Origin of the sequence: Pseudomonas sp. RIT357 (assembly GCF_000632245.1) — a bacterium.
GTDB lineage: Bacteria > Pseudomonadota > Gammaproteobacteria > Pseudomonadales > Pseudomonadaceae > Aquipseudomonas > Aquipseudomonas sivasensis.
Genome location: NZ_JFYX01000048.1, coordinates 211923 through 236757 on the forward strand (window position 1 = coordinate 211923; position 24835 = coordinate 236757).

Annotated in this window: 26 protein-coding genes; 11 read left to right on the plus strand and 15 right to left on the minus strand. The window is 61.6% G+C overall.

From position 1 onward, the window contains the following. Window positions 1-109 precede the first annotated feature (109 nt). The 4 genes from BW43_RS01725 (at window position 110) to BW43_RS01710 (ending at window position 3870) form a co-directional block, all read left to right on the plus strand. On the plus strand, window positions 110-1609 hold the full coding sequence (locus BW43_RS01725; protein WP_032891367.1) for an APC family permease: 1500 nt from the start codon (window positions 110-112) through the stop codon (window positions 1607-1609). Next, window positions 1590-2174: a DUF3156 family protein gene (locus tag BW43_RS01720; protein WP_032891510.1), complete on the plus strand. Its 585-nt coding sequence runs from the start codon at window positions 1590-1592 to the stop codon at window positions 2172-2174. The genes BW43_RS01725 and BW43_RS01720 overlap by 20 nt, the downstream gene beginning before the upstream one ends. Window positions 2175-2292: 118 nt before the next feature. Beyond that, a complete protein-coding gene (gene feaR / locus BW43_RS01715) occupies window positions 2293-3255 on the plus strand; it encodes a transcriptional regulator FeaR (RefSeq protein WP_032891368.1) in 963 nt (320 codons plus the stop codon). Between the two features lie 15 nt (window positions 3256-3270). Further along, the gene (locus tag BW43_RS01710; RefSeq protein WP_032891369.1) at window positions 3271-3870 is read left to right on the plus strand and encodes a TetR/AcrR family transcriptional regulator; all 600 of its coding nucleotides are present in this window, start codon (window positions 3271-3273) and stop codon (window positions 3868-3870) included. 62 nt (window positions 3871-3932) lie between these two features. On the opposite strand, the gene BW43_RS01705 is transcribed toward BW43_RS01710, so the two are convergent. From BW43_RS01705 to BW43_RS01680, 6 genes are all read right to left on the minus strand, one after another. Further along, window positions 3933-4703, minus strand: a complete 771-nt coding sequence (locus BW43_RS01705) for an SDR family oxidoreductase (RefSeq protein WP_032891370.1) — start codon at window positions 4701-4703, stop codon at window positions 3933-3935. Then, a complete protein-coding gene (locus tag BW43_RS01700) occupies window positions 4696-5496 on the minus strand; it encodes an SDR family NAD(P)-dependent oxidoreductase (RefSeq protein ID WP_032891372.1) in 801 nt (266 codons plus the stop codon). Before BW43_RS01700 ends, BW43_RS01705 begins: the two co-directional genes overlap by 8 nt. Next, window positions 5489-6310 carry a molybdenum cofactor biosynthesis F family protein gene (locus BW43_RS01695; protein WP_032891374.1) on the minus strand — a complete coding sequence of 274 codons (822 nt, stop codon included), beginning with the start codon at window positions 6308-6310 and terminating at the stop codon, window positions 5489-5491. Before BW43_RS01695 ends, BW43_RS01700 begins: the two co-directional genes overlap by 8 nt. A gap of 84 nt (window positions 6311-6394) precedes the next feature. Further along, window positions 6395-7054, minus strand: a complete 660-nt coding sequence (locus BW43_RS01690) for a LuxR C-terminal-related transcriptional regulator (protein WP_032891377.1) — start codon at window positions 7052-7054, stop codon at window positions 6395-6397. A 56-nt stretch (window positions 7055-7110) separates the two neighbouring features. After that, a complete protein-coding gene (locus BW43_RS01685; RefSeq protein ID WP_032891378.1) occupies window positions 7111-7476 on the minus strand; it encodes a cupin domain-containing protein in 366 nt (121 codons plus the stop codon). Between the two features lie 31 nt (window positions 7477-7507). Continuing rightward, on the minus strand, window positions 7508-8806 hold the full coding sequence (locus BW43_RS01680; RefSeq protein WP_032891380.1) for an FAD-binding oxidoreductase: 1299 nt from the start codon (window positions 8804-8806) through the stop codon (window positions 7508-7510). A gap of 238 nt (window positions 8807-9044) precedes the next feature. Between BW43_RS01680 and hpaR (BW43_RS01675) the strand changes: the two genes are divergently transcribed. After that, window positions 9045-9467 carry a homoprotocatechuate degradation operon regulator HpaR gene (gene hpaR, locus BW43_RS01675; protein ID WP_032891381.1) on the plus strand — a complete coding sequence of 141 codons (423 nt, stop codon included), beginning with the start codon at window positions 9045-9047 and terminating at the stop codon, window positions 9465-9467. A 101-nt stretch (window positions 9468-9568) separates the two neighbouring features. Here the strand turns inward: hpaR (BW43_RS01675) and hpaI are convergent, their stop codons facing one another. The 8 genes from hpaI to BW43_RS01635 are packed head-to-tail and all read right to left on the minus strand — an operon-like array spanning window position 9569 to window position 16811. Further along, on the minus strand, window positions 9569-10372 hold the full coding sequence (hpaI, locus tag BW43_RS01670) for a 4-hydroxy-2-oxoheptanedioate aldolase (RefSeq protein WP_032891383.1): 804 nt from the start codon (window positions 10370-10372) through the stop codon (window positions 9569-9571). A 14-nt stretch (window positions 10373-10386) separates the two neighbouring features. Further along, entirely contained in the window at window positions 10387-11190 is an 804-nt protein-coding gene (gene hpaH / locus BW43_RS01665) for a 2-oxo-hept-4-ene-1,7-dioate hydratase (protein WP_032891384.1), read from the minus strand. Window positions 11191-11202: 12 nt separating this feature from the next. Next, the gene (locus BW43_RS01660) at window positions 11203-12507 is read right to left on the minus strand and encodes an MFS transporter (protein ID WP_032891385.1); all 1305 of its coding nucleotides are present in this window, start codon (window positions 12505-12507) and stop codon (window positions 11203-11205) included. Between the two features lie 52 nt (window positions 12508-12559). Beyond that, a complete protein-coding gene (locus BW43_RS01655) occupies window positions 12560-12952 on the minus strand; it encodes a 5-carboxymethyl-2-hydroxymuconate Delta-isomerase (protein WP_032891386.1) in 393 nt (130 codons plus the stop codon). Window positions 12953-12997: 45 nt separating this feature from the next. Continuing rightward, window positions 12998-13855 carry a 3,4-dihydroxyphenylacetate 2,3-dioxygenase gene (hpaD, locus tag BW43_RS01650; protein ID WP_032891387.1) on the minus strand — a complete coding sequence of 286 codons (858 nt, stop codon included), beginning with the start codon at window positions 13853-13855 and terminating at the stop codon, window positions 12998-13000. 48 nt (window positions 13856-13903) lie between these two features. Beyond that, window positions 13904-15364, minus strand: coding sequence for a 5-carboxymethyl-2-hydroxymuconate semialdehyde dehydrogenase (hpaE, locus tag BW43_RS01645; protein WP_032891388.1), 1461 nt, complete (start codon window positions 15362-15364; stop codon window positions 13904-13906). A gap of 5 nt (window positions 15365-15369) precedes the next feature. Beyond that, complete coding sequence (locus BW43_RS01640; RefSeq protein WP_032891389.1) at window positions 15370-16140, minus strand: fumarylacetoacetate hydrolase family protein; 771 nt, start codon at window positions 16138-16140, stop codon at window positions 15370-15372. 11 nt (window positions 16141-16151) lie between these two features. After that, window positions 16152-16811, minus strand: a complete 660-nt coding sequence (locus BW43_RS01635) for a fumarylacetoacetate hydrolase family protein (protein WP_032891390.1) — start codon at window positions 16809-16811, stop codon at window positions 16152-16154. A 181-nt stretch (window positions 16812-16992) separates the two neighbouring features. Here BW43_RS01635 and hpaA point away from each other — a divergent pair, with 181 nt between their 5' ends. From hpaA to BW43_RS01610, 6 genes are all read left to right on the plus strand, one after another. Further along, window positions 16993-17898 (plus strand): 4-hydroxyphenylacetate catabolism regulatory protein HpaA, encoded by a 906-nt coding sequence (gene hpaA / locus BW43_RS01630; protein WP_032891391.1) that lies wholly within the window; start codon window positions 16993-16995, stop codon window positions 17896-17898. 183 nt (window positions 17899-18081) lie between these two features. Continuing rightward, window positions 18082-18504, plus strand: a complete 423-nt coding sequence (hpaR, locus tag BW43_RS0127850; protein ID WP_032891392.1) for a homoprotocatechuate degradation operon regulator HpaR — start codon at window positions 18082-18084, stop codon at window positions 18502-18504. Between the two features lie 153 nt (window positions 18505-18657). Next, window positions 18658-19650: a helix-turn-helix domain-containing protein gene (locus BW43_RS01625; protein WP_032891395.1), complete on the plus strand. Its 993-nt coding sequence runs from the start codon at window positions 18658-18660 to the stop codon at window positions 19648-19650. A 68-nt stretch (window positions 19651-19718) separates the two neighbouring features. Then, window positions 19719-20651 carry a transporter gene (locus BW43_RS01620; RefSeq protein WP_032891396.1) on the plus strand — a complete coding sequence of 311 codons (933 nt, stop codon included), beginning with the start codon at window positions 19719-19721 and terminating at the stop codon, window positions 20649-20651. Between the two features lie 10 nt (window positions 20652-20661). Beyond that, on the plus strand, window positions 20662-21894 hold the full coding sequence (locus BW43_RS01615) for an MFS transporter (protein ID WP_032891398.1): 1233 nt from the start codon (window positions 20662-20664) through the stop codon (window positions 21892-21894). A 16-nt stretch (window positions 21895-21910) separates the two neighbouring features. Then, window positions 21911-23359, plus strand: a complete 1449-nt coding sequence (locus BW43_RS01610; protein WP_032891400.1) for an amidase — start codon at window positions 21911-21913, stop codon at window positions 23357-23359. A 60-nt stretch (window positions 23360-23419) separates the two neighbouring features. Here BW43_RS01610 and BW43_RS01605 read toward each other — a convergent pair whose 3' ends face one another. After that, window positions 23420-24832 carry an aldehyde dehydrogenase family protein gene (locus BW43_RS01605; RefSeq protein ID WP_032891401.1) on the minus strand — a complete coding sequence of 471 codons (1413 nt, stop codon included), beginning with the start codon at window positions 24830-24832 and terminating at the stop codon, window positions 23420-23422. Window positions 24833-24835 lie beyond the last annotated feature (3 nt).

Here is a 24835-nt window from a genome sequence, read left to right on the forward strand (position 1 = left end):
TTTCGCTCGATGCCGTTTTGATCAGGGACTGGTTGGGGAGGGCGTTATCGCCGGCTCCCTGTAGGGCTCGATGCATCCACTAAGAAATCCGCTTTCGAGGATCCGCACCATGTCGATCAATGACCGGCTCACGCAGCATTTGAAACGAGGCAGCGTCGGCTTTCCAACCGCGCTGGCCAGCACCATTGGCCTGATCATGGCCAGCCCGGTGATTCTTACCGCGACCATGGGTTTCGGGATCGGCGGCAGCGCCTTTGCGGTGGCCATGCTGATCGCAGTGGTGATGATGCTGGCCCAGGCGACTACCTTTGCCGAGGCGGCTTCGATCCTGCCGACCACCGGTTCGGTCTACGACTACATCAATTGCGGCATGGGTCGATTCTTCGCGATCACCGGCACTTTGTCGGCGTACCTGATCGTGCACGTGTTCGCGGGCACGGCCGAGACCATTCTGTCCGGGGTCATGGCCCTGGTGAACTTCGAGCACCTCAATACCCTGGCGGAGTCGGCCGGCGGCTCCTGGTTGCTGGGGGTCGGGTTCGTGGTGGTGTTCGGCATTCTCAATGCTTTCGGCGTCAGTGCTTTTGGCCGGGCCGAGATCATCCTGACCTTCGGCATGTGGACCACGCTGATGGTGTTTGGCGTGATGGGCCTGATCGCCGCACCGGCGGTGCAGTTGGAGGGGTGGTTTGGTGTGTCGCTGGTGGGTACCGACCTGATCACCATTCTGTCGCTGGTGGGCATGGCCATGTTCATGTTCGTCGGTTGCGAGTTCGTTACACCGTTGGCCCCGGACCTTCGCAACTCGGCCAAGGTCATGCCCAAGGCGATGATTCTTGGATTGCTGAGCGTGGCAACCTGCATGTTTATCTATGGCGCGGCGATGAAGCGCCAGGTCGAAAACGTGCTGCTGGACACCGCGTCGGGCGTGCACCTGCTCGACACGCCGATGGCGATTCCCAAGTTTGCCGAGCAGGTCATGGGCCAGGTAGGCCCGCTGTGGCTGGGGATCGGTTTTCTGTTCGCGGGCGCCGCCACCATCAACACGTTGATGGCCGGTGTACCGCGGATTCTCTATGGCATGGCGGTGGACGGTGCGTTGCCCAAGGTGTTCACCTACTTGCACCCGCGCTTCAAGACGCCACTGCTGTGCATCCTCGTGGCGATGCTGATCCCGTGCCTGTATGCCCTGTGGCTGGGTGGCAACACCGATAACATCATGCACCTGGTGCTGGCGGCGGTGTGTGCGTGGAGTTTCTCCTACCTGCTGGTGACGCTGTCGGTGGTGATCCTGCGGATTCGTCGCCCTGATCTGCCACGGGCCTATCGCTCGCCGTTTTTCCCGTTGCCGCAGATCCTGTCCAGCGTCGGCATCTTGCTGGGCATGTGGTTCATCACCCCACCGGGCATGAACCCCGCCGACATTTATGTGCCGTTTGGCGTGATGCTTGGGATCACCGCGAGCTATGCGCTGTTCTGGACACTGGTGGTGCAGAAGGTCAATCCATTCAAGCCAGCGTCGGTAGAAGACGTGCTGGCCAAGGAGTTTTCCCATGAGCCTGGCAACCCTCACCCTGGGTATATCGAGCATGTTGCAAAAGCTGTCTGAGCTGTTCAGTGCCAAACGGGCCCCGGCCGGTTATCGTCCCGGCGTCACGCTTGAGTACCTGCGACGCAACCTTGGCCTGGCGAGTTTTACCTCGACGGGGCCGACAAGCGCAGTGTTCGGTTTGGGCGATAGCGACGTGCAGGTGGCGGTTGGCGAGCGCACCGAATCGCAGTTGCTGATGCACTTGGTCATGACCGAATTCATGGTCAACGTGCCCGCCTCAGAGCAGGGCAATGCACGCTTCGAGCTGCACCACCGCGGGTCGATTCGGCGCACCGGGCTGGCATGTCGGCAACGCGCTGGTACGCCGAGCTTGCTGTCCAGGCTTGAGGCTGCGTTGACGCAGGATCAAGCCCTGCATCAAGCGTTGATGGCGCTCGACTTCAAGCGCCTGTGCATCGCACTGGACGGCCAGCAGTGGCACGTTCGGCTTGAACATATGGGCGGCAGCGAAGTGGTCAACCGCATGCCAGCGTTTCGTCGCTACATCGCCTTGAGCGGCGCGCAACGAGGGGCTTTGTTCGATGTTCTGGCGGGGTTACACCGGGTGCTGGGCGCGCTCTGATTTTTGGCGACTTGGCATCATTACTGCTTCCACAGTCAGCACTACGTACTTGTTGCGCCTATATAGATAACATGTTAACTATTGGCCAACAAAAACAAGAAGCCACTGTGGAGTTGCCATGAGCACCTATCAATCTGCGCACACTGGATTGGACACCTGGACTCAGGATTTGCGAGCGGCCTGTGGCCATTTCGACACTGAACTGGCCTTCAACCGTTCGCTGTTCATCGGTGAAGTCTCCACGCTCTCCCGTGGCTGCCTCTCACTGGCCTCCCTGCGGACCAATGCCGGCCTGATCAAGCGCCCACGGCCCAACGCCGATCACGACATTGACCAGCATTGCTTCCTCGTCAGCCAGCGCAGCGGCTATTGCCAGATCACCCAGAACGACGAGGTCATCCAGTTGGCCCCCGGTGACATGCTGCTGATGGATTCCACCGGTTCAATCGAAATCAGCCCCTTCGGCCTGATTGAACATGCATCCCTGTCTCTTTCGCGCAACGCAGTGTGCAAACAGCTGGGCAACGCCTCGAAAACCTTCGGCAAGATCTCGTCGAGTAAAGCCTGTGGGCGGATGCTCCATGTGTTGATGGACCAACTGTGCAGGGAAGGGCTGGACGGCCAGGATTCAGAGGAAGAGGCGCAGGCACTGCAGGCGGCCTTTGTCTCCTTGCTGGGCTCGGCGTTTGACGCGCATGACACCCAAGGTGACAGCACCGCCTCGTTGCACGGCAGCAACCTGCGCAGCTATGTGCAGAAAGTTATTGATGAGTCCCTGACCCAGCCGGGCCTGAGCCCCGTGGGCCTGGCCAATCGGCTGAACATCTCGGTGCGACACTTGTACCGCCTGTTTGAAGAACAGGACGACAGCGTCTGCCGCTACATCCAGCGGGCGCGGCTAAAGCGTAGCGCGGATGACCTGACCAACCCGTTCCTCAAGAGTGAGTCGATCACCTCGATTGCCTATAAGTGGGGGTTCACCGATTCGGCTCACTTTAGTCGCTCGTTCAAGAAGCAATTCGAGCTGTCGCCCAAGGACTTTCGTTCGACCCATCTGCAGCAAGCGGTCGGTGCGGCGTAGGTTGTCCATCGATCAATGAAAGCGCTCAGTCTGTCGGCCAGTAACATTTGTGCGGTGGCGGTCGAACACTTTGCCGATCATGGGTATGACGCCTCGTCGCTGAACGATATCGCGGTGGGGGCGGGTATGCGCAAGGCGTCGTTGTATGCGCACTTTGTGAGCAAGGATGCGCTGTTTCAGACGGTCTTCCAGATTGCCCTGGACCATGAACACCACTCTATCGCTGGGTGCTTTCAGGACGAGGCCGGGTACACGGGGATGCCGGGTTATTTGCACCTTGAGCGCTTGATCGGCCGCTATGAAGGCTCTGCGCATCTGCGCTTTCTGTTGCGTACGGCGTACTTTCCGCCGGCGCGGATTCGCAGCGTGATCACGGCGGGATTCGAGGGGTATCTGGCCTGCATACGCGAGGGTTTTCAGCATGCAGCGCGGAGGCGATACAGCCGGGTAGAGCCCGAGGCGCTTGAGGTGTTTTGTGATGCCTATCTGGGGATTGTCGACAGCTTGCATGTGGAGTTGATTTATTCGACGGCTCAGGGGTACGTCAAACGCCTAGCGGCGTTGTCGCGGGTGTTCGGTGACTCACTGTCGATGCTCGAAAGGGCCGAGCGCTAGATCAACCTGTGGGAGGGGGTAAGCCCCTCCCGCAGTTGATTCGGTTTACAGAGACACAGAGGTTATTTCACCTCAGGTAACGTCGATCCGCCATCCACCACGAGGGTTTGGCCAGTGATGTAGGCGGCCAGGTCAGACGCCAGAAACAACATGGCTGCGGCAATATCTTCCGGGGCGCCGAGTCGACCCAGAGGAACGCGGCTGGCGATGTCTGCGTTGACTTGTTCGTCGCCCAGATTGCCCATGGCCGGCGTGGCGATCATCCCTGGCTCGACGCCATTGACCCGCACTCCGTCGCAGGCCAACTCCAGCGCTGTGTTGCGGATAAAACCGTTGACCCCGGCTTTGGACGCCGCGTAGTGACTGAGGCCCGGATAGGCAACCCGTGGCCCGGTGACCGATGACGTGACCAACACACAGCCACCGCCCTGGCGCTGAAACATGGGCAAGGCGGCCTGGGTCAGCCAGAACAATGCGCAGAGGTTGACCGCCAGGGTGCGTTCCAGGACGGCGGGGGTGATCTGCGCGAAGGGTGTCAGCGGGAAATAGCCGGCGTTGTGCACCAGGACATCCAGGCGGCCCCAGTCCAGGTCTATGGCCTTGATACCGTCGAACACGGCGGCGGCGTCAGCCAGATCAAGTTCCATGGCTTCGACCTGACAGCCTCGCACGCGCAGCGCTTCGGCCAGCGCTTGGGCTTGCGCCAGGCGCAGGTCGGCGATCATCACGCGCGCGCCGCGCCAGGCAAACGCCTCGACAATGGCCTGGCCGATGCCTTGGGCGCCGCCGGTGACCAGCACGGTTTTGCCGCTGAAATTTAAATCTTCAGGCATGGGCGTTCTCCATATGGGCATAGGCCAGCGTCGGCACATCCACGATGCTCGAACCGCCGTCGGCGACCACGCTTGCGCCGGTGATGATTGAGGCGTCAGGGCTGGCGAGGAAGCGGCACACCTTGGCGATTTCGTCGGCGCTGGCGGGGCGGCGCAACGGTACGTCGGCGCATACGCGGACATAGGCTTGCTGCAACGTGTCGCCGTAAGCCTCCATCAACGGCTGCATTTCCTGATCGGCCATCGGCGTGGTAACCCAGCCGGGGCACACCGCGTTTACCCGTACCCCACGCGGCCCATAGTCCCGTGCCAGCGAGCGGTTAAGCCCGAGCAGCGCATGCTTGGCGGTGGTGTAGCCGCAGACTTCAGGCCCGGCGGCCAGGGAGGCGATGGAGCCGAGCAGCACGATATTGCCGGCGCTTTCGATCAGCAGCGGCAGGCAAGCCCGGGCGCTGTAAAACGCGCTGTCCAGGTTACTGCGCAACGCGGCTTCCCAACTGGCCGGGCTGGTTTGGCTGGCACTGCCCACGCCATGCCCACCGGCACACGCCAGCAATACATCAAGGCGGCCATGGCGCGCGCGAATCTGCGCGATAAAGCCTTCCCAGGTGTCCGGGCAGGCCGCATCGCCGACCAGGATCAGGCCACCGGTTTGGGCCGCTACCTGCTCCAACGGCTCACGACGCCGGCCGATCAGGACCAGATTGGCCCCTTCGGCGGCGTACAGCCTGGCGCAGGCAGCGCCGATGCCGGTGCCGGCGCCCGTGATGACGACGGTGCGTGGATCAGGCATCGGGATACTCCGTGCGGTTGAGTACCTGGCAGTAGGAACTGACCGGAAAGTTCGACAGCTCAGCAAAGGACGCGTCGGCATAGCCGAAGATCTTGCCGTCGCTTCGGTGCTGTTGCAGGTCGATCAATACCAGGCCCAAGGTCGGGATGATCTTTTCGCGCCAGACAAACAGGTACAACTGGTCGGCGATCTTGTAGTAGTGGCAGCGGTCGGTATCGCACAGGCCTTGCTCCACGCCCTTGATGCATTGCCAGGCGTAGAACTGATCGTTCAGGTAGATGTGCTCGTAGACTTCGCTCGGGCTGTAGCGGTACAGGTTGCGCAAGCCGGTCAGCTCCTGGGTCGGCGCGTGGGGGCAATGGCCGGGTTGCCAGGGTTGGTCCAGGCTGCCGTGGAGGAAATCCACCTCAACCGAGGTCAACGCTTTGCCGGCCAGGGCGCGGCTGTAGAGGCCTTCTTCGGTGTGCTCGCGGCGCGGCATGCGGCCGATCACGGCGGTGAACGACGAGGTGGCGGTGTCCAGCACCAGGCTGATCGACCACGCCTGGCTGGCTTCGTGTTTGATGAAATCGACCAGGTACAGCCCCGGTCGCACCGATGTAGCACGGTACGCGGCCGAACCGCTGGAGTGGCCGTCGGCGGCGTGCCAGTGCAGCGCGTCGGCTTCAAAGCGATGCTCGATCTGCCAGCCGTTGGCAAAGTGCAGGGTGAAGGTTTTGCCGTTGAGGTCGGCGAGGTTGGGCAGGATGAACGCTGCGGGGGCGAAACCGTCGGCGAGGGCGCCTACGGTGATCCAGTCGGATGGGGTGGTCATTGCATGGCTCCGGTGGGTTGAATGGACAACCCGGAGCATGAGGTGGAGCAGGGCGCGCGCCTATCAACCGAAGGGTTGAGCCCGCTACAGAAACAGCGCCGCCACCAGTTCGGTGCGGCTGCTCACGCCCGCCTTGCGGAACAGGTGGATCAGGTGGGTCTTGATGGTGGGCAGGCCCACGTCCAGTTCCAGGGCCAGTTGCTTGTTGCTCGCGCCTTGACGCAATAACCACGCGATCTGGCGCTCCTTGGGCGTGAAGGCGGCGAATGCATCCTCACAGGGCTGCATATTGGCCACTGCCATTTGCAGCAGGGCCTGCAAGGCAGTGAGCTGCGCCAATTGGTCGGGGGTGAAGGCGCCTTGTTCGGCAGTGCGCAGTAACGAGATGGCCGCCTGGGGTTGGTCGGCGCGATGGGCAACGATCTCCACCACATCGATTACACCGTAGCGCTGCAGGAAGTCGCGATAGCGGCGGCTGTCACGCTGGGGTTGGCGGGCCATGGCCAAACCCAGCGGCACCACGGCCAGCCCGGTGGACAGGCAATTGCGCGGCTGCAACGGGTCGAATTGCCGGTAGTTGTCCAGGTAGTCGCGGTGCATCTCGCCACTCATGCCTTGCAGTTGGAAATCGCGGGCTTGGAGTTGGCGATCGACACAATAAAACGCGGCCTGGCTGGCGGGGACGAGCTGGGTGAAAGCCTGCAGGCAATGGCCGGCGACTTCCTGAGCGGGGATGGCGTGCATGGTCGGTCACCTGCGCCGGAGAAAATGCTGCCGACCGAAGCCGGCAGGCAGAGCCATCAAACAACCGCGAAATAGTGCTTCACAAAGCTCTCGCTCACAATCTCCCACAGCACCGGCGTGCCCTTGGTCACGAACCAGCTGTCGCCGGCTTTGTAACGGCTGCTCTGGCCGGTGCTTTCATCGGTCAATACCACTTCGCCGGTGACCACGGTGGCCTGTTCGGCGAACGGATAGACCATGCGGAACTTGCCTTGGGTGGTGCCGAAATAGGCACTGCTGACCGGGTCGGTCGGTGCGCCAAAGGTCATTTTGCCGAAGGCGTTGACTTCACCTTCGAGGATCTCGGAACCAAGGTCGGCGACGGTGCCCCAGGCATCGAGGTCCGATAATTGGATGTCTTTCTTGAGCGTCGTAACGGGCATGGCAGTTCTCCTGAGAATGAAACGGTGGGCATCAACGGCGACCGTTGAAGTAACCCGACAGTTGATGAAGGCTTTTACCGGCGGTCAGCAGCAGTGGGCGGATATGGTCCTTGCCCAGGATCTGCGCATGCTTGACCGAGCTGATCAGGTCATAGCGCGATGAACCCTCGCTCATGCCTTCGGCCAGGACCTTGCAGATGATGTGGCTGGGCGTGACGCCAAAGCCGGCGTAACCCTGCACATAGAAGGCGTTGGGGCGACCACTGAGGGTGCCGATCTGCGGAAACAGGTTGGCCCCGGTCGCCATCGGCCCGCCCCACGCCAGGTCGATCTTCACGTCCTTGAGGTACGGGAAAATCTTCAGCATCAGGTTGCGGTTCCAGGCTTTGAGGTCCAGCGGGATGTGCTCGACAAACGGCGTGGCGGCACCGAACAGCAGGCGGTTTTCATTGGTGACGCGGTAGTAGTCGATCACCGGCCGAATATCGCTGTAGGCGCCGCGTATCGGGCTGATGCGATGGATCATCTCGTCCGACAACGGTTCGGTCATCAACTGAAAGGCGTAGGTGTTAACGGTCGTCTTGTGCAGTTCCGGTTCCAGCTTGTTGAGGAAACTGTCGCAGGCCCACAGCAACTTGGACGCCTTGACCGAGCCGCGGCCGGTGCGCACCGTGATGCGCTCGCCATGACTGACGTCCAGGGCCGGGCTGTGCTCAAAGATGCGCACGCCATGGCCGGCCAGTGCCTTGGCTTCGCCCAGCAGCAGATTGAGCGAGTGCACGTGGCCGCCGCCCATGTGCAGCAGCGCGCTGGTATAGGCGTCGGAACCGATGATCTGCTTGACCTCGGACCCTGCCATAAAGCGGATTTCGTCTTTGGTATTGATCGACTTGAAGTCTTTCTCCCAGGCGCGCAGGGTTTTTTCCTGGCGGGCGTTGAAGCCCATGTAGCCGTAGCCGTGGCAGAAGTCGGCGTCAATCGAGTATTTGGCGATGCGGTCCTTGATGATCCCGGCGCCCAGCTCGCTGATTTCAAAAATCTGGCGCAGGCCTTCGTCGCCGACTTGTTGCTTGATCTTCTCCAAGTCATGGCCGATCCCCGCCATGATCTGCCCGCCGTTGCGACCCGTGCCACCAAAGCCCAGGTAGCGCGCTTCGAGCACCACAATGTTGGTGATGCCTTTTTCAGCGAGTTCCAGCGCGGTGTTGATGCCGGAGAAACCGCCGCCAATCACTACCACATCCGCTTCCACGTCCTGTTCGAGGGTTGGGAAACTGAGGTTGTATTTTTTGGTTGCCGAGTAGTAGGTCGGCGTTTCGATATTGATCATGGCGCAGCCTGGAAAAGTGAAGGGGAACTCACTGCAGAGCCGACAAGATGCTCTGTGCCTGTTGGGGTCTATTAACTGCCTTCCGAGCGGTAGGTGTCTTGATTCTGTGTGCCGTCGGTCTTGACCCTGGCTGCCACTGTCCACCCTGGAGCCGGCCAGGCGGTAAAGCGGCACACGGTGATCAGTCGCGGGTGCTAGAATGTTGTTAATCTGTTAACTAATTGCGACGCCTGCACCCATGCCCAAACCGCGCCAATCCCTGACCCTTACTTTGCTCCAAGCGCGTGAAGCCGCCATGGGGTTTTTTCGTCCTTCGCTTAACCAACACGGTTTGACCGAGCAGCAATGGCGGGTCATTCGCATCCTGAGCCAGCACGATGAGCTGGAGATTAATCGTCTGGCGGAGCTTGCGTGCATCCTCAAACCGAGCATGACCGGTGTGCTGGTTCGTATGGAGGCCGCTGGCATGGTTGAACGGCGCAAGGCGCAGCAGGACCAGCGGCGTGTGCTGGTGCGGTTGGCCGACAAAGGTCAGGCGTGTTTTGCCTCGATGAGTCAGTGCATGGAGGCGAATTATCAGCGCTTGCAGGCGGGCTTTGGTGAGGAGAAGTTGCAGACGTTGCTGGCGTTGCTCAATGAGCTGAAGACGCTCAAGCGTTGATAGGGCTAACCCGGCGTCCTGCCGGGTTGCCCACGGATTCAAGCCTGTGTTCGGCCAGCGTGTTTGACGGCGTAGCCAAAGCAAACGCGAATACCGCAGCGTCAGTAGATAGCACCGGCAGTGCTTGTGGGCGCCGGTGCATCTTTGAAGGCCGCCGCGAGGCTTTGCAATCCGCGCATCAGCACGGTGGTGTCGACGCCCACTGCGACGAACGCCGCGCCCAGTTCGATGTAACGCCGCGCCAAAGTCTGGTCGGCGCTGAGGATGCCGGCGGCCTTGCCGGCGCTGCGGATACGGGCGATGGCGTGTTCAATCGCCGCCTGCACGTCAGGATGGCCGGGGTTGCCGCGAAAACCCATCGAGGCGCTCAGGTCCGCCGGGCCGATAAACACACCATCCACGCCCTCTACCGCCGCAATCGCATCCAGGTTGTCCAGGCCTTCACGGCTTTCGATCTGCACCAGCAAGCACATCTGCTCGTCGGCTTTGTCGAGGTAATCGGGGATGCTGTTCCAGCGCGATGCCCGTGCCAGAGCGCTGCCGACGCCGCGCACGCCGTTGGGCGGGTAGTGGATCGCCTTGACCAGTTCCCGTGCCTGCGCTGCGCTTTCCACCATGGGCACCAGCAAGGTTTGTACGCCGATATCGAGCACTTGTTTGATCAGCGCGGTGTCACCGATGACCGGGCGGATCACCGGGTGGCTGGGGTAGGGCGCCACGGCCTGGAGCTGGCCGAGCATGCCGCGCAGGTCGTTGGGCGCGTGTTCGCCGTCGATCAGCAGCCAGTCAAACCCGGCGTTGGCGGCCAGTTCTGCGCAATAGGCATCGGATAAACCCAACCACAGGCCGATCTGGGCCTCACCGCTGTGCAGGCGTTGCTTGAAGGTGTTGATAGGCATGTCCATCGAGCGATCTCCTGTTAAACGAAGCGGCAGGCAATCGAGCCAAGCATGTCGTAGTCGACATGAAAGGTATCGCCAGGGTTGGCCGCCACCGGCCGGGTGAAGGAACCGCCGAGGATGATTTGCCCAGGTTGCAGGGTCACGTCATACGCGGCGAGTTTATTGGCGAGCCAGGCCACGCCCTTGGCCGGGTGATTGAGCACGGCGGCCGATACGCCGGATTCTTCGATCACACCATTGCGGTAGAGCACTGCCGGCACTTTGCGCAGGTCGATTTCAGTGGGGCGCACGGCGCGTCCGCCCATGACCACGCCCGCGTTGGCGGCATTGTCGGAGATGGTGTCAAACACCTTGCGGGTGGCGTTGGTGTGCGGGTCGACCTGTTGGATACGCGCATCGATGATCTCCAGCGCCGGGATCACCCACTCGGTGGCGTCCAGCACATCGAACACCGTCACATTCGGGCCTTTAAGCGGTTTGCCCAGGATGAACGCCAACTCCACCTCGACCCTCGGCACGATAAAGCGCTCGAAGGGGATGTCGGTGCCTTCATCGAAGAACATGTCATCGAGCAGCGCGCCGTAATCCGGCTCGGTGATGTTGGACGACACTTGCATGGCGCGGGAGGTCAGGCCGATCTTGTGGCCGACCAGCTTGCGCCCGTCCTTGATCTTTTGGGCGACCCAGGCGCGCTGGATGGCGTAGGCGTCTTCGATCGTGATCGTCGGGTGCTCCAGGGAAAACTGGCGCACCTGTTCCCGTGACCTTTCGGCCTGGTCAAGACGGGCGGCGGCTTGCTGGATGAGCTGTTGATCAAGCATGACAAAGGTCTCTCAGTGAGGGTTGACGATGGCGGCCTGTGTGCGCAGCACCAGCAGGCCACCGAGTGCAATAAGCAGCGCCAGGGCGTAAAGGGCCAGGCTGGCGCTGTGGGTGGTGTCGCGCATCCAGCCAATCAGATAGGGCGCAAAGAAAGACGCGATGCTGCCGAAGGAACTGATCAAGGCGATGCCGGCGGCCTGAGTGGTGTTGGAGAGAAACGCCGGAGGTAACTGCCAGAACATCGGCAATGCCGCGCTGGCGCCCATGCCGGCGAGGATCAGGCCGCTCAGCACCAGGGTCGGGTTGGCCGGAGCGAGCCCGGCGATGGCAATACCGGCGGCCGCCATCAGCAACGGCACGCACAGGTGCCAGCGGCGTTCACGCTGGCGATCCGACGAACGCCCGCAGCCGATCATGAAAAAGCAACCCGCCAGATACGGCACTGCACTGAGTAGTCCGACCTTGCCGTCGCTGCCGACCCCGGCGCCGTGGATCAGTGTTGGCATCCAGAACGCCAGGGTGTTGACCGCCAGCATCACCGCGAAATACACCGCCACCAACAGCCAGACTTGCGGGTTACGCAGAATCGCGGAGAACGAGGTGATCGATTTGCGCTGTTCTTCCTTCGTCAGTTGTTCGCGCAGTTGTTGCTTCTGCGCGGGCGTCAGCCAGGTAACGGTCTCGAAACTGTCCGGCAGGCACTTGAGCACCACCAGCCCGAGCAGGATGACCGGCGCGCCCTCGATGACAAACATCCACTGCCAGCCGCGCAGGCTGCCCAGGTCATGGAAGTGCTCAAGAATGCCGCCCGACAGTGGCCCTCCAATCACCCCGGCCATGGGCACCGCAATCGCAAACAAGGCGGTGACTTGCGCACGCCGACCAGCCGGGTACCAACGGTTGAGGAAGACCAGGATGCCTGGGAAGAAACCCGCCTCGGCCACTCCGAGCAAAAAGCGCAGCACATAGAAGCCCGTGGCGCTGTCGACCATGAACATGCAGGTCGACAGCGCGCCCCACACCACCATCAACGTGGCGATCCAGCGCCTGGGACCCACACGGTCCAGGGCCATGTTGCTCGGTACGCCGAACAGCGCGTAAGCGACAAAGAACAGACCGGCGCCGAAGCCGTAGACCGTGTCGCTGAAATTCAGGTCGGCGCTCATCTGCATCTTGGCGAAGCCGATGTTGATGCGGTCGAGGTGGGCAAAGAGGTAGCAGATCAACAACAGCGGCATCAGCCGCCAGGTGATGGTGCTGTGGGTGCGGTCGCGGGCGACGCTGCCGAGGCTGTCGGCGAGATTGGCTATGCTCATGGTTTTATACTTTTTGTCTGAGAAGGCCGATGGAGTGAACGGGCAGGGCGTGCTAGCCCAGCTGGGCCTTGAGGAAGGCGTGCACGTTGTTCTGCTTGAAGTTGAGCTGCTCGTGCAGCTCGATCATTTCAAACGACAGGGCCAGCAGGCGTTGGGCCTGAAGCTCGGCAAAGTGCGCGGTGATCACCTCAAAGAGGTGTTCGACGACTTGCTGACGGGTCGCCAGGTCGCGGCCATGGCCGACCTTGAGCGTCATGTGCACGAAGGCGTAGTCGTGCTTGCCGTCGGCCATGCGCCAGGTATCCAGGCGCACGCCTCTGCTGCGGATGCCGCCCAGCGGGAACACACCGCTGTCGCCCAGGGTGGCATGGACTTTTTCAAACAGGGCAGGCAAATCCGCCTGCTGCTCGATGTTGTCGGTGTATTCAGCGATGAAGTGGGGCATGGACGGCTCCTTCAGACCGCGCGGGGACACCGTGCGGCCATACGGTCAAACGGGGAAAATGGCGTTGATCTGCCCGGTGCCGGAGCTGCCGAACGGGGCGGTGATGATTTCGGCAGGCTTGTCGTAATCCGGCCCGCCGAGTAACCCGAGAAGCATCGCGGTGTCGTGCATCTTGCCTTCGCCGAAGCAGTGTTCGGCGTAGTCCGGAAGCATCGCGCAGAACTCTTTCCAGCGGCCTTGGCGCCAGAGCTCCACCACATGCAGGTCGACCTGTTTGTCGAACTCGCGCGTCCAGTTATGGATATTGGCTTCGGCATTACGGTCGTCGGAGAACCGGTGCGACAGTGAGCCGGAAGCCAGCACCACGACTTTGCGGTCGCTCTTCTCGATGGCCCGGCGCACGGCGGCGCCGAACGTGAAGCTGTCTTGCAGGCGATGCCAGGCACACCAGGCGGCAATCGATACCACATTGAATTTCTGCGCGTCCGGTACGCCCATGTGCATGTAGCGCATCGGTACCAGGGTGCCGTATTCCAGCTCCAGGCTGGGGATGTTGTGGGCCAGGGTACGCACGTCGGCCGCATTGGCCTCGGCGGCGATCAACTCGCCAAGTTCCGGGCAGCCTGGGTATTCGTAGTCCATGTTCTTGATGAAGTGCGGCAGCTCGTTACTGGTGTAGGTGCCCTTGAAGTGCTCACCGCTGTTGACGTGATAGGCGCTGTTGACCAGCCAGTGCACGTCAAACACTACGGCGGTATCGGCGCCCAGTTCGCGGGCGCGGCGGCCGATCTCTTTGTGACCGGCAATCGCTGCTTCACGGCAGCCATGGTGCTTGCCGGGCAGCTCCGATAAATACATCGAGGGAACGTGGCAGATTTTCGCCGCCAGGACGACTTCGCCCATGATGATTCTCCTGAAATTATTGTTGTTGTCTTAGGGGGCTGATGTGACTCAAACGCCCCAGCGTGGAATGTGATGGCTGCCCATCGAGATGCACACATTCTTGATCTCGGCGAACACTTCGAAGCTGTACTGGCCGCCTTCACGGCCGGTGCCGGAGCCTTTCACGCCGCCGAACGGCTGACGCAGGTCGCGCACGTTCTGGCTGTTGATGAACACCATCCCGGCTTCGATGCCATAGGCCAGACGATGCGCCTTGCCGATGTCCTGGGTCCAGATGTACGACGCCAGGCCATAGTCGGTTTCGTTGGCCAGTTTGAGGGCTTCGGCTTCGTCCTTGAAGGGAATGAGGCACACCACCGGGCCGAAGATTTCTTCCTGGGCAATACGCATGTTGTTGTTCACGTCAGCGAACACCGTCGGTTGGATGAACTGGCCTTTGCTCAAGTGCGCCGGCAAGTTGGCCGGACGTTCGAGGCCGCCGGCGAGGAGGGTGGCGCCTTCTTCGAGGCCGATCTTGATGTAGCCGGTGACCTTGTCGTAGTGGGCCTGGGTGATCATCGAGCCGACCTGGGTTTTCGGGTCTTGCGGGTCGCCGACGATCAAGCGTTTGGCGCGCGCAGCAAACTCGGCGACGAACTGCGGATAGACGCTTTCCTGGATAAAGATGCGGCTGCCGGCGGTGCAGCGCTCGCCATTGAGGGAGAAGATCGTGAACAGGGCGGCATCGAGGGCGCGTTCCAGGTCGGCATCTTCAAAGATCAGCACCGGCGACTTGCCGCCCAGTTCCATGGAGTACTTTTTCAGGCCGGCGGTCTGCATGATTTTCTTGCCGGTGGCGGTGCCGCCGGTGAAGGAAATCGCGCGCACGTCCGGGTGACGCACCAACGCATCACCCGCCGTTGCGCCATAGCCTTGGATCACGTTCAAGACGCCGTTGGGGATGCCGGCTTCGACGGCCAGGCGCCCCAGTTCGTTAGCGGTCAATGGCGACAATTCAGACATTTTCAGCACGGCAGTATTACCCAGCGCCAGGCACGGCGCGGTCTTCCAGGTAGCCGTCATGAACGGCACGTTCCACGGCGAGACCAGCGCGCATACACCCACTGGCTGGTACAGGGTGTAATTGAGCATCTGGTCATCGACCGGGTAGCTGTGCCCGTCCATGCGTGTGCAGACTTCGGCGAAGAAATCAAAGTTGTGCGAGGCGCGGGGGATCAGCACGTTTTTGGTCTGGTGAATCGGCAGGCCGGTGTCGAGGGTTTCCAGTTCGGCCAGGTGCGGCACGTTCTGTTCGATCAGTTCGCCCAGCTTGCGCATCAAGCGCGCACGCTCTTTGGCCGGTGTGCCAGCCCATTTGGGAAAGGCTTCCTTGGCGGCGGCCACAGCTTGCGCGACTTCCTCGGCACCGCCGCTGGCGACTTCGCCGATGGCTTCACCGGTGGCTGGGTTGTAGTTGACGAACACGTCTTTACTTTCGACCTCACGGCCGTTGATCCAATGTTTGATCATGCTGCTCAAGCCTCTTTACGGGCGTTGAAGAACGCCGCTTCGCTGACAATTCGATTGACCAGGCGGCCGACGCCTTCGACTTCCACGATCACTTCATCACCGGGCACCACGTCGGCCAGGCCTTCCGGCGTGCCGGTGGCGATCATGTCGCCGGGCTGCAAGGTCATGAAGCTGGACAGGTATTCGATCAGGTAGGGGATGTCGAAAATCATGTCTCTGGTACTGCCTTCCTGGCGCAGTTCACCGTTGATCCACGTGCGCAGGGTCAGGTTGCTCGGGTCCGGCACATCGGCCACATCGACGATCCACGGGCCGACAGGCGTGGTGGCGTCGCGGTTTTTCACCCGAAGGTTGGGGCGGTAGTAGTTTTCCAGGTAGTCGCGAATCGCGTAGTCGTTGCACACCGTGTAGCCCGCCACGTAGTCCAGGGCGTCTTCGCGCTTGACGTTGCGCGCGGGCTTGCCAATGACGGCCACCAGCTCGCACTCGTAGTGCATGTAGGCGACGTTGTCCGGGCGCCATGTCACTTGGTTGTGACCGGTGTAAGTGCCTGGAGACTTAATGAAGGCCAGCGGCTCGGTCGGCGGCGTGAACGCCATCTCGGCGGCGTGATCGGCATAGTTCAGGCCCAGGGCAAACATGCTGCCTGTGGCCGGTGGCAGCCATTGCACTTGATGTTCGGCCAGCAGGCGGCCATCGGCCAGGCGCACGGCGTTGTGGTCTTCGACATGGGCGAGGTGCACTTCGCCTTCAAACTGGATACGGGCGTGTTTCATGGAAGCTCCTGTTACTCGGCCACGACGTGGTTGACGAGGCGGCCCAAACCGCTGATTTCGACTTCGACGGTGTCACCCGGCAGCACATCCACGCGACCTTCCGGAGTGCCAGTGATCAACACATCGCCAGCGTGCAGGGTCATGAACTCGCTGATTTCGGCGATGAGCAAAGGAATGTTGCGCACGAAGTTAGCCGTGGTGTTTTGCTGGCGAATCTCGCCGTTGACGTACAGCGTGATCGCCAGGCTGTGCGGGTCAGTGACTTGGGCGGCAGGGATCAATTCGGGCCCGACGGAACAGAAGCCATCCCGGCATTTGGCTTTGACGGCGGGGCGGTAGTAGCTGTCTTCCGGCAGGCTGAATTCATTGATGACGGTGAATCCGGCAACGTAATCGAGCGCGTCGCCCTGGCTGACGCGGCTGGCGCTCTTGCCCATCACCACGCCCAGGGCGGGGCCGGGTTGCAGGCGCTCGCCCTGGCCTGGATGCACCACCGCTGCACCGTGCTGATTGCGCGTATTGGGCGTCTTGATAAACAGCACCGGTTTGACCGGCGGCTTCTGATATGGCGGCTGTTCGAATTCGGCGAGGCGTTGTTTCAGCAGCCCTTGGTAGTTGAGCGCCACACCAAAAAGAGTGCCGGTCGCGACGTCATGCAAGGCATGGCTCATGCTTTCTCCTGGCAGAGCCATGGGGAGGCTCTGAATATTGTTAATGTGTTAACAGTTATAATTAAGATGTTAACTATCGTCAAGCGTGGCACACTGTCCTCGCGGTGGTTGCGCTGCCCAAATCGGTGCAGGATGAGCGTGGCAGCACCCCGGCAATCAGAATAAAAATGAGTAGCGTGCGATGACCGACCGACAACCCATTCCCAACATCAACATTGGCCAGGTGTACGACCAGCGCTACAGCGACGCGCAGGTCCACTACGACCGGCTGGCCAACCTTGCGGGTTTCTTCGGGCGCAATATGCCGATCCACCGGCACGACCGGTTCTTCCAGGTTCACTACGTGAAAAGCGGTACGGTGCGGGTGTATCTGGACGACCAGCAATACGTCGAGTCGGGGCCGATGTTCTTTCTCACGCCGCCCACGGTGCCGCACTCCTTTGTGACCGAGGCCGACAGTGACGGGCATGTGTTGACGGTGCGCCAGCAACTGGTCTGGCAACTGATCGATGCTGATCCCAGCCTGGCGCCGGCGGGCGCGCAACTCCCGGCCGCGTGCGTGGCGCTGGCGCAGTTGGGCCTGCATGACGCGAGTGAGGTCCGTCGATTGGATTTTCTGTTCGAGGAACTCAGTGCAGAGGTCGAGGCCCAGCGCCCAGGGCACAGTGCGGCCCTGGACAGCCTGACGCGCTTGATCATGATCAGCCTGCTGCGGCTGTGCTCCCACTCGCTGAAAGCCACGCCTGCGCGGCACGAAGACTTGAGGATTTTCCACCGTTTCAACGAGCTGATCGAAGCGCACTACCAGCAACACTGGCCCTTGTCCCGGTATGCGCAAGGCATCGGGGTGACCGAGGCGCGACTCAACGATGTGTGCCGGCGCATCGCCGACCTGCCGTCCAAGCGCCTGATCCTGGAGCGGCTGATGCAGGAGGCCAAGCGGCTGCTGATGTTCACGGGCAGCTCCGCCAACGAGATCTGCTACCAGCTCGGCTTCAAGGACCCGGCCTACTTCAGTCGGTTTTTCCAGCGCTACGCACAGCTCACTCCGGGGGAGTACCGCCAGCGACAATTGGGGCTGCGTTGAGACAGGCATGGGGAACTGCGCCTTGATCTTGTTGATCTTGTACGGATCAGCATGACCAGCGCAGCGGTGCGACAGAATGGCTTTTACACGGAACCGATTGCACTTTTCACAGGCTTGCGCGCGGCTTGCACGGACAGGCCGGCGACACTAAGCTGCCGACTCGCCCCCTCAAGTGGTGCCGATATGGCCAACCCCCGACCTTCGCTGACCCTGACCTTGCTGCAAGCCCGTGAAGCCGCAATGGCTTTTTTCCGACCCGCCCTGAACCAGCACGAACTGACTGAACAACAGTGGCGCGTCATTCGCATACTGCGCCAGCAGGGGGAACTTGAAAGCCATCAACTCGCCCAGCAGGCATGCATTCTCAAACCGAGCATGACTGGCGTGCTGAGTCGCCTGGAGCGTGACGGCCTGGTGCGTCGGCAGAAGTCCAGCCAGGATCAGCGTCGCGTGTTCGTCGCCCTCACCGAACGCGGCCAGCAGTGCTTCGTCTCTATGAGTGAGGGCATGGAAAGCAACTACCAGAAAATCGAGGAACAGTTTGGCGCTGAAAAAATGGAGCAACTGCTGGGTTTGCTCAACGAGCTGAAAAACATAAAGCCTTGATGGGTTAAATTTAGTTAATAAGTGAATGTGTTCGCCCCGCGCAGCACCGATTGCTATCCGTTTTCGGCACAAATGTGCCGCATCACCTGAGTTCGGAATGGAACTTGCCTTGTACCTGACCGGTAAGCCTTGCAACTGAAAAAGGTTGGGTCAATGAACAACAATAATGTGCTGATACCTGAGGCCGCGGTGGTTGCCCGAGGGGCGCCAGCGCTCCAACGTTTTCTGACCCGCGATATCGACGAGCACGCTCGCAATATGCACGGCTGGCAGGTTCGCTACGATCAAGTGTCTGCGGGGGCCTTTGAAGGAGAGTTGGTGGCGTTCCGGTCGGACTGGATGCAATTGGCCCGCGACCGCTCTAATCAGGCCATGATCAAAAGTGGCATGGCGTGGAAAGGCGCGATCACCTTCAGCATCCCCTTGAGTGCCGATGGCCCGGTGTATTGCTCGGGGCATCCGATCCATGAGCCAAGCCTGTTGGTCGCCCACGGTGAGCATCTTCCTGAGTTGCACACTCCCCAACACCTGGATTTGCTCAGTGTGGCCATTGACGAGTACGTCCTTGAGCATGTGCTGGAGCGTCAGGGCAGCCACTTTCGAATTACCGATCTTCCCAAGTGTTACCGCTTGGGTGACTCGTCTGTGCAGGCTGAACTCGCGGCGCTGTTCGAGGCACTGTCCGGCTACGAGCAAGCGCGGGATGCGTTGCTTGGCCACGATTCGATCCGCCGTGGCCTGCGGGATTCGGTGATGCTGCACGTGCTGGAGCTGATTGCGCCGGATCACGCGCCACCGCTCAACCCTACCGCGCGCAAAAGGATGGTCGACCGCGCACGGGAATACGCGCTGAGTCACCTCGACGAGCCGTTGTCGATCCTCGACCTGTGTAACCACATCGGCGCCAGCCGGCGCAAACTCCAATATTGTTTCCAGGAAACCCTGGGGATCAATCCGGTGGCGTATTTGCGTGCGTTGCGCCTCAATGCAGTGCGTCGTGAACTGCGAATGAGCACCCAATCCCTGAACGTACAGGACGTCGCGGCACGCTGGGGGTTCTGGCATTTGAGCCGCTTCTCCGGCGACTATCGCACCCTGTTTGGTGAAACCCCTTCACAGACCCTGCGCCGTACGCAACTCTGCTGAAAACGGATAACCCGCCCACGGCGCTGCTGCCTAGGATGACCCACACCACTTGCTGGGAGGGGCATTCGATGAGCAATAACAATAACGCAAGCGCTGCACGCAAGACGTTGTTCACCCTGGGGCTGCTCGGTTGCTGCGCCGGCGTCCAGGCAACCGAGAACGGCGCGCCGACCACGGCGGTCGGCGTGTATGACTTCGGCGCGGGGATGATGCCACCGGCCACGCCGTTCGGCACCATCGGGCTGCGTACGGCGTTCTACTCGGCCAATGTGCAGAAGGACCGCAACGGCCGTTCGATCGACAACCACTTCTCGTTGGACGTCTTGTCGATTGGCGTCGCCTATATGCGCATGACTGATCACACTGTACTCGGCGCCCACTATGGGTTTGGCGTGGTGGTGCCGTTTTTCAAGATGGACGCTTCCGTCAAGGTGCCGACCCCCATTGGGCCGCTGAGCCTGGAGGCTGATCCGTTTCGACTGGCCGATGTGCAATTCCTGCCGGTGATCCTGCAATGGAACCCATCGCCGAATCTGTTCATTAACACCCAATTGCAGATCCAGGCGCCTACCGGTGACTACGACAAGAACCGTCTGGTTTCCCCCGGTCTCAATCACTGGACGTTCTCGCCGATCGTCAACGCCACCTACCTCACCGACAGTGGCTTCGAGGTTTCCTCAAGCTTTGAAGTCGACGTCAACACCCGCAACCCCGCAACCGATTACAAAAACGGTGTCGAGTACCGCCACGAGTTTGCCGTGGGCCAGCACATCGGCCCGTGGACGTTGGGCCTGGGTGGTTATTACTACCGCCAGTTCAGCGATGACGATGCGCCAGGGTTGCAGACTGGCAACCGAGCGCGGGTGCTGGCAGTGGGGCCGGCGGTGAGTTACTTCAAGCCGGGCCTGCCACCGGTCTGGCTGCATGCCTACAAGGAAACCGACGCGCGCAACCGTGCCGAGGGTTACACCGTGGCGCTGCGTATTTCTCAAAGCTTTTAAGGGGCTGGTCATGAATCCATCACGTTCTGAATACGCACCACCCCGGCAAGCCAGCGGTCGTCGTGAAGGGTTGGTGCTGATGCTCGGCAGCAGCCTGACGATCATGGGCGCGGTCATGGTTGCGCCGATCCTGCCCAAGCTTGGCGCCACGTTTGGTCCGCTGGAGCCGCGCGCCGACTTGCTGGTGCCCTTGGCGGTCACCGGGCCGGCGCTGGCGATTGCACTGTGCGCGCCGTTGGCCGGCTGGTTGGCCGACCGGGTCGGGCGCAAGGCGTTGCTGGTCATCGCGACCTTGTTATACGCCGTGCTCGGCGCCTTGCCGGCACTGCTGGATAACTTGCAGGCCATCGTGGGCGTGCGCCTGTTGTTCGGCTGCGCCGAAGCCGCCGTGATGACCTGTTGCGCCACCTTGATTGCCGACTATTGGCACGGTGAGGAACGGCTGCGCTACATCAATCGGCAGGTAGTAACCATCGGCCTGGTGGGCTCGCTGTTCTTTGTGGTGGGCGGCGCGCTGGGCGAGCATTCCTGGCGCCTGCCGTTCCTGCTGTACCTGCTGCCATTGCTGTTGGTGCCGCTGATGATGAAGGTGCTGTGGGAACCGGCTAGCCGCCCGCAGTCCCTCGACGAACCCGAGCCGGGCAGGGTCGCCGTGGTGCCGTTGGTACTGGGTTATCTGCTGATTCTCAGCGGGATGGTCCTGAGTTTTATCGTGCCGATCCAGGCCCCGATTCTGCTGGTCGGCCTGGGAGTGACCTCTAGCACGCTGATCGGGCTGTCGGCGGGCCTGGGTTTGCTCGCGACCCTGGGCGGTTCGCTGGCCTGGCCATTGCTGCGTCGACGCTTCGGTATCGTCGGTTGCAACGCGCTGTTGCTGGCTCTGCTGGGGTTGGGGCTGTGGCTGCTGATGCGCGGGCAAAGCTACATCGCGGTGCTGGTGGCGGTGCTGATTCACGGCCTGGGCGCCGGGCTGCTGGTGCCCAACGTGATGGCGCCGGTGATGAATGCCCTGAGTGCCCGGACGCGCGGGCGCGGCCTGGGCGGGTTCACGGCTTGCCTGTATTTCGGCCAATTTGTCAGCCCGCTGGTGGTGGCGCTGCTCAGTGTCTACGCCGGTGACCTGCGCACCTCCATCCAGTGGCTGGCGCTGGCCAGCTTTGCCTCGGCGGCGATCTGGGCGCTGGCAGGCCTGCACGCCCGACGTAAAGGGGCTCCGGGTGCCTTCCGGTCAAGTCATTCGTAACTAAAAGGAGATAAACATGAACATCCAGAATTTGTTGGACAGCGAGGATGCCACCGGCCTGGCCGAGTGGGTCCGCCGTGGCGAAGTGCACCCCGGCGAGTTGCTTGAAGCGGTGATTGACCGGATTGAGTGGGTCGAGCCGCAGCTCAATGCCGTGGCCGAACGGCTGTACACGTCGGCCCGTGAAGCTGCACGCACCGTGCAGCCCGGCCACGGCGTATTCGCGGGCGTACCGACTTTGATCAAAGACTTGTTTTCGCCGGTCAACGGCGCGGCGATGACCAACGGTTCCCAGGCACTGGGAGGGTTTCGCGCAGATTTTGAAGCCGAACTGGTGACCCGTTTGCGCCGTGCCGGTTGCGTGATTGCCGGCACCAGTACCTCGCCCGAATTCGGCACGTCGTACTCCACCGAGTCCACGCGCTTTGGCGCCACACGCAACCCCTGGAACACCGGGCACAGTGCGGGCGGCTCCAGCGGTGGCGCGGCCGCCTTGGTGGCGGCGCGTGTCGTCCCGTTTGCCCATGGCAACGACGGCGGCGGCTCCTTGCGCGTGCCGGCGTCCTGCTGCGGGGTGTTTGGCCTCAAGCCCAGTCGCGGGTTGTTGCCATCAGGGCCGATGGTCGGCGAAGGCTGGGCCGGCATGGGCACGCCCCATGGGATCACCTTGTCGGTACGTGACAGCGCCGCCTTGTTGGATGCAACGGCCGGGATCGACCTCGGCGCACCCTATGCCGCACCGGTGCAGGTGCAGCCCTATGTTTCGGCGTTACAGCGCGACCCAAGGCCGCTGCGCATCGCACTGGTGGAGCAACTCGGGCCTTGGCCGACGTCCAGCGAAGCGCTGGCATCGGTGCAGGAGGCCGCCAGATTGTGCCAATCCCTGGGCCATCGGGTTGAGCCGGTGAAGTTGCCGGTGTCACTGCCGGAATTTCTCGATCAGGTCTTCACCATCATTGGCGCCAGTACCCGTCACTATCTCGACGTGCTGGGACAGATGCGCGGCTTTGCGGTGCAGCCCGATGAGCTTGAGGCGCGCACCCGGATCATTTTGCGCAGCAAGGGCGATGTCAGCGGGGCCCATTACGCGGGCGCGGTGGAGTGGATTCATGGCTTGGGCCGGCAGTTGGCGATGTTCATGCAGGAATACGACCTGATCCTCACGCCGACCCTGGCCCGTGAGCCGGCACCGATTGGCGAGCTGGATGTGCAGGACGACCGCTTGAGCCTGGATGAACTGATTGAGCAGTTTCACAGCTACTCACCGTTTACCGCGTTGTTCAACGCCAGCGGGCAACCGGCGATGTCGGTGCCGCTGTACTGGAGCGCCGCCGGCCTGCCGATGGGCGCCCACTTCGCGGGCCGTTTTGGCGAGGAAAGTACGCTGTTCGCCCTTGCTGCGCAGTTGGAGCGTGCGCAACCCTGGCGTCGGCGAGTGCCGCCGATCAATGCCTGTCAGCGGTGAGTGCCTGGGACGGTTGGCAATGGGAGGCAGCCGCTCCCACTGCTGACTACCTTGGATCGATCAAGCCCGGATATTCAGGCACACCACCTTGGGTTGGGTCATCTCCTCGTAGGCGAAACGCACGCCCTCACGGCCGAGGCTGCCGTATTTGGAACCGCCAAAGGGCATTGCATCAAAGCGATAGTCGGACGAGTCGTTGATCATCACACCTCCCGCCTCAATCCTGCGGGCAGCGCTCAAGGCCGTCGCCAGGTCGCTCGTAAAGATACCGGCGTGCAGGCTGTAGTCAGGCTCGTTGGCCAGCGCGATGGCCTCATCGAAGGACTCAACCCGTTGCAATACCACCACGGGCGCAAAGACTTCGTTGCGCCAGAGTGCGCTGGCGTGATCGACGTTTTCCAATACGGTGGCGGCGTAACACGAATCCTTTCGTGTGTGCCCGCACAGCAAGGTTGCGCCTTGGGCCAACGCGTCGGCTACCACGCGCTCGGCATTCTGCGCCGCTTGCCGGGTAATCATCGGGCCGATATCGGTGCTGGCAAGCAACGGGTCGCCGACCAACAGGGCCTGGGCCTGGCTGACAAAACGTTCGCGGAACGCGGCATAAACGGACCCATGAACCAGCAGTCGCTGAGTGCCGATGCAATTTTGTCCTGCCGCCCAGAAGGCGCCGGACACGCAACACGCCACTGCGGCCTCAAGGTCGCAGTCGTCCATGACGATTACGGGCGCATTGCCGCCCAAGTCCATTGCCAGTTTCTTCAAGCCTGCGGTGCGGGAGATCTGCTCACCGGTGACAAAGCCTCCGGTGAAGGAAATCATGCGTACGTCACGGGCCGCGACCAGGGCTTTGCCCAGTTCGGCACCACCGGTGGCAACCGTGACCACCGATTCGGGCAAGCCAGCGTCAATCAGGTACGCCACCAGTTTCATGGCTGACAACGGCGCCAATTGCGACGGTTTGAGAATCACCGCGTTGCCGCCGGCGATGGCTGGGCCGAGCTTGTGCGCCACCAGGTTCAAGGGATCGTTGTATGGCGTGATGGCGACGATCAAGCCAAGGGGCTCGCGGGAGAACCAACCCTGGCGAGACTCTGAACCTTCATAGGCATCAAAAGGGATCACCTCGCCGGCATTGCGCCGGGCTTCTTCGGCCGACAGCTTGAGGGTGTTGACGCAGCGCTTGACCTCTTTTTGCGCCTGCTTGAGGGTCTTGCCGGCTTCGTCGACGATCAGTCGGGCAAATGCCGATGCATCGCGTTCGATGTTCAAGGCCGTCTGTTCGAGAATCTGTGCCCTGCGATAACGCGGCAAGCCCGCACTGGCCCGAACGCCCTGGCGACCCTGTTCCAGCAAGTGCGGAACCTGGGACGCACACACGTCGGCTACGGTGCCGACAAGCGCACCGTCAAAGGGATTGAACACCTGTATTTGTGCTGTCCCAACCGTACGGGCCAAATTCGATACGTTCATGGC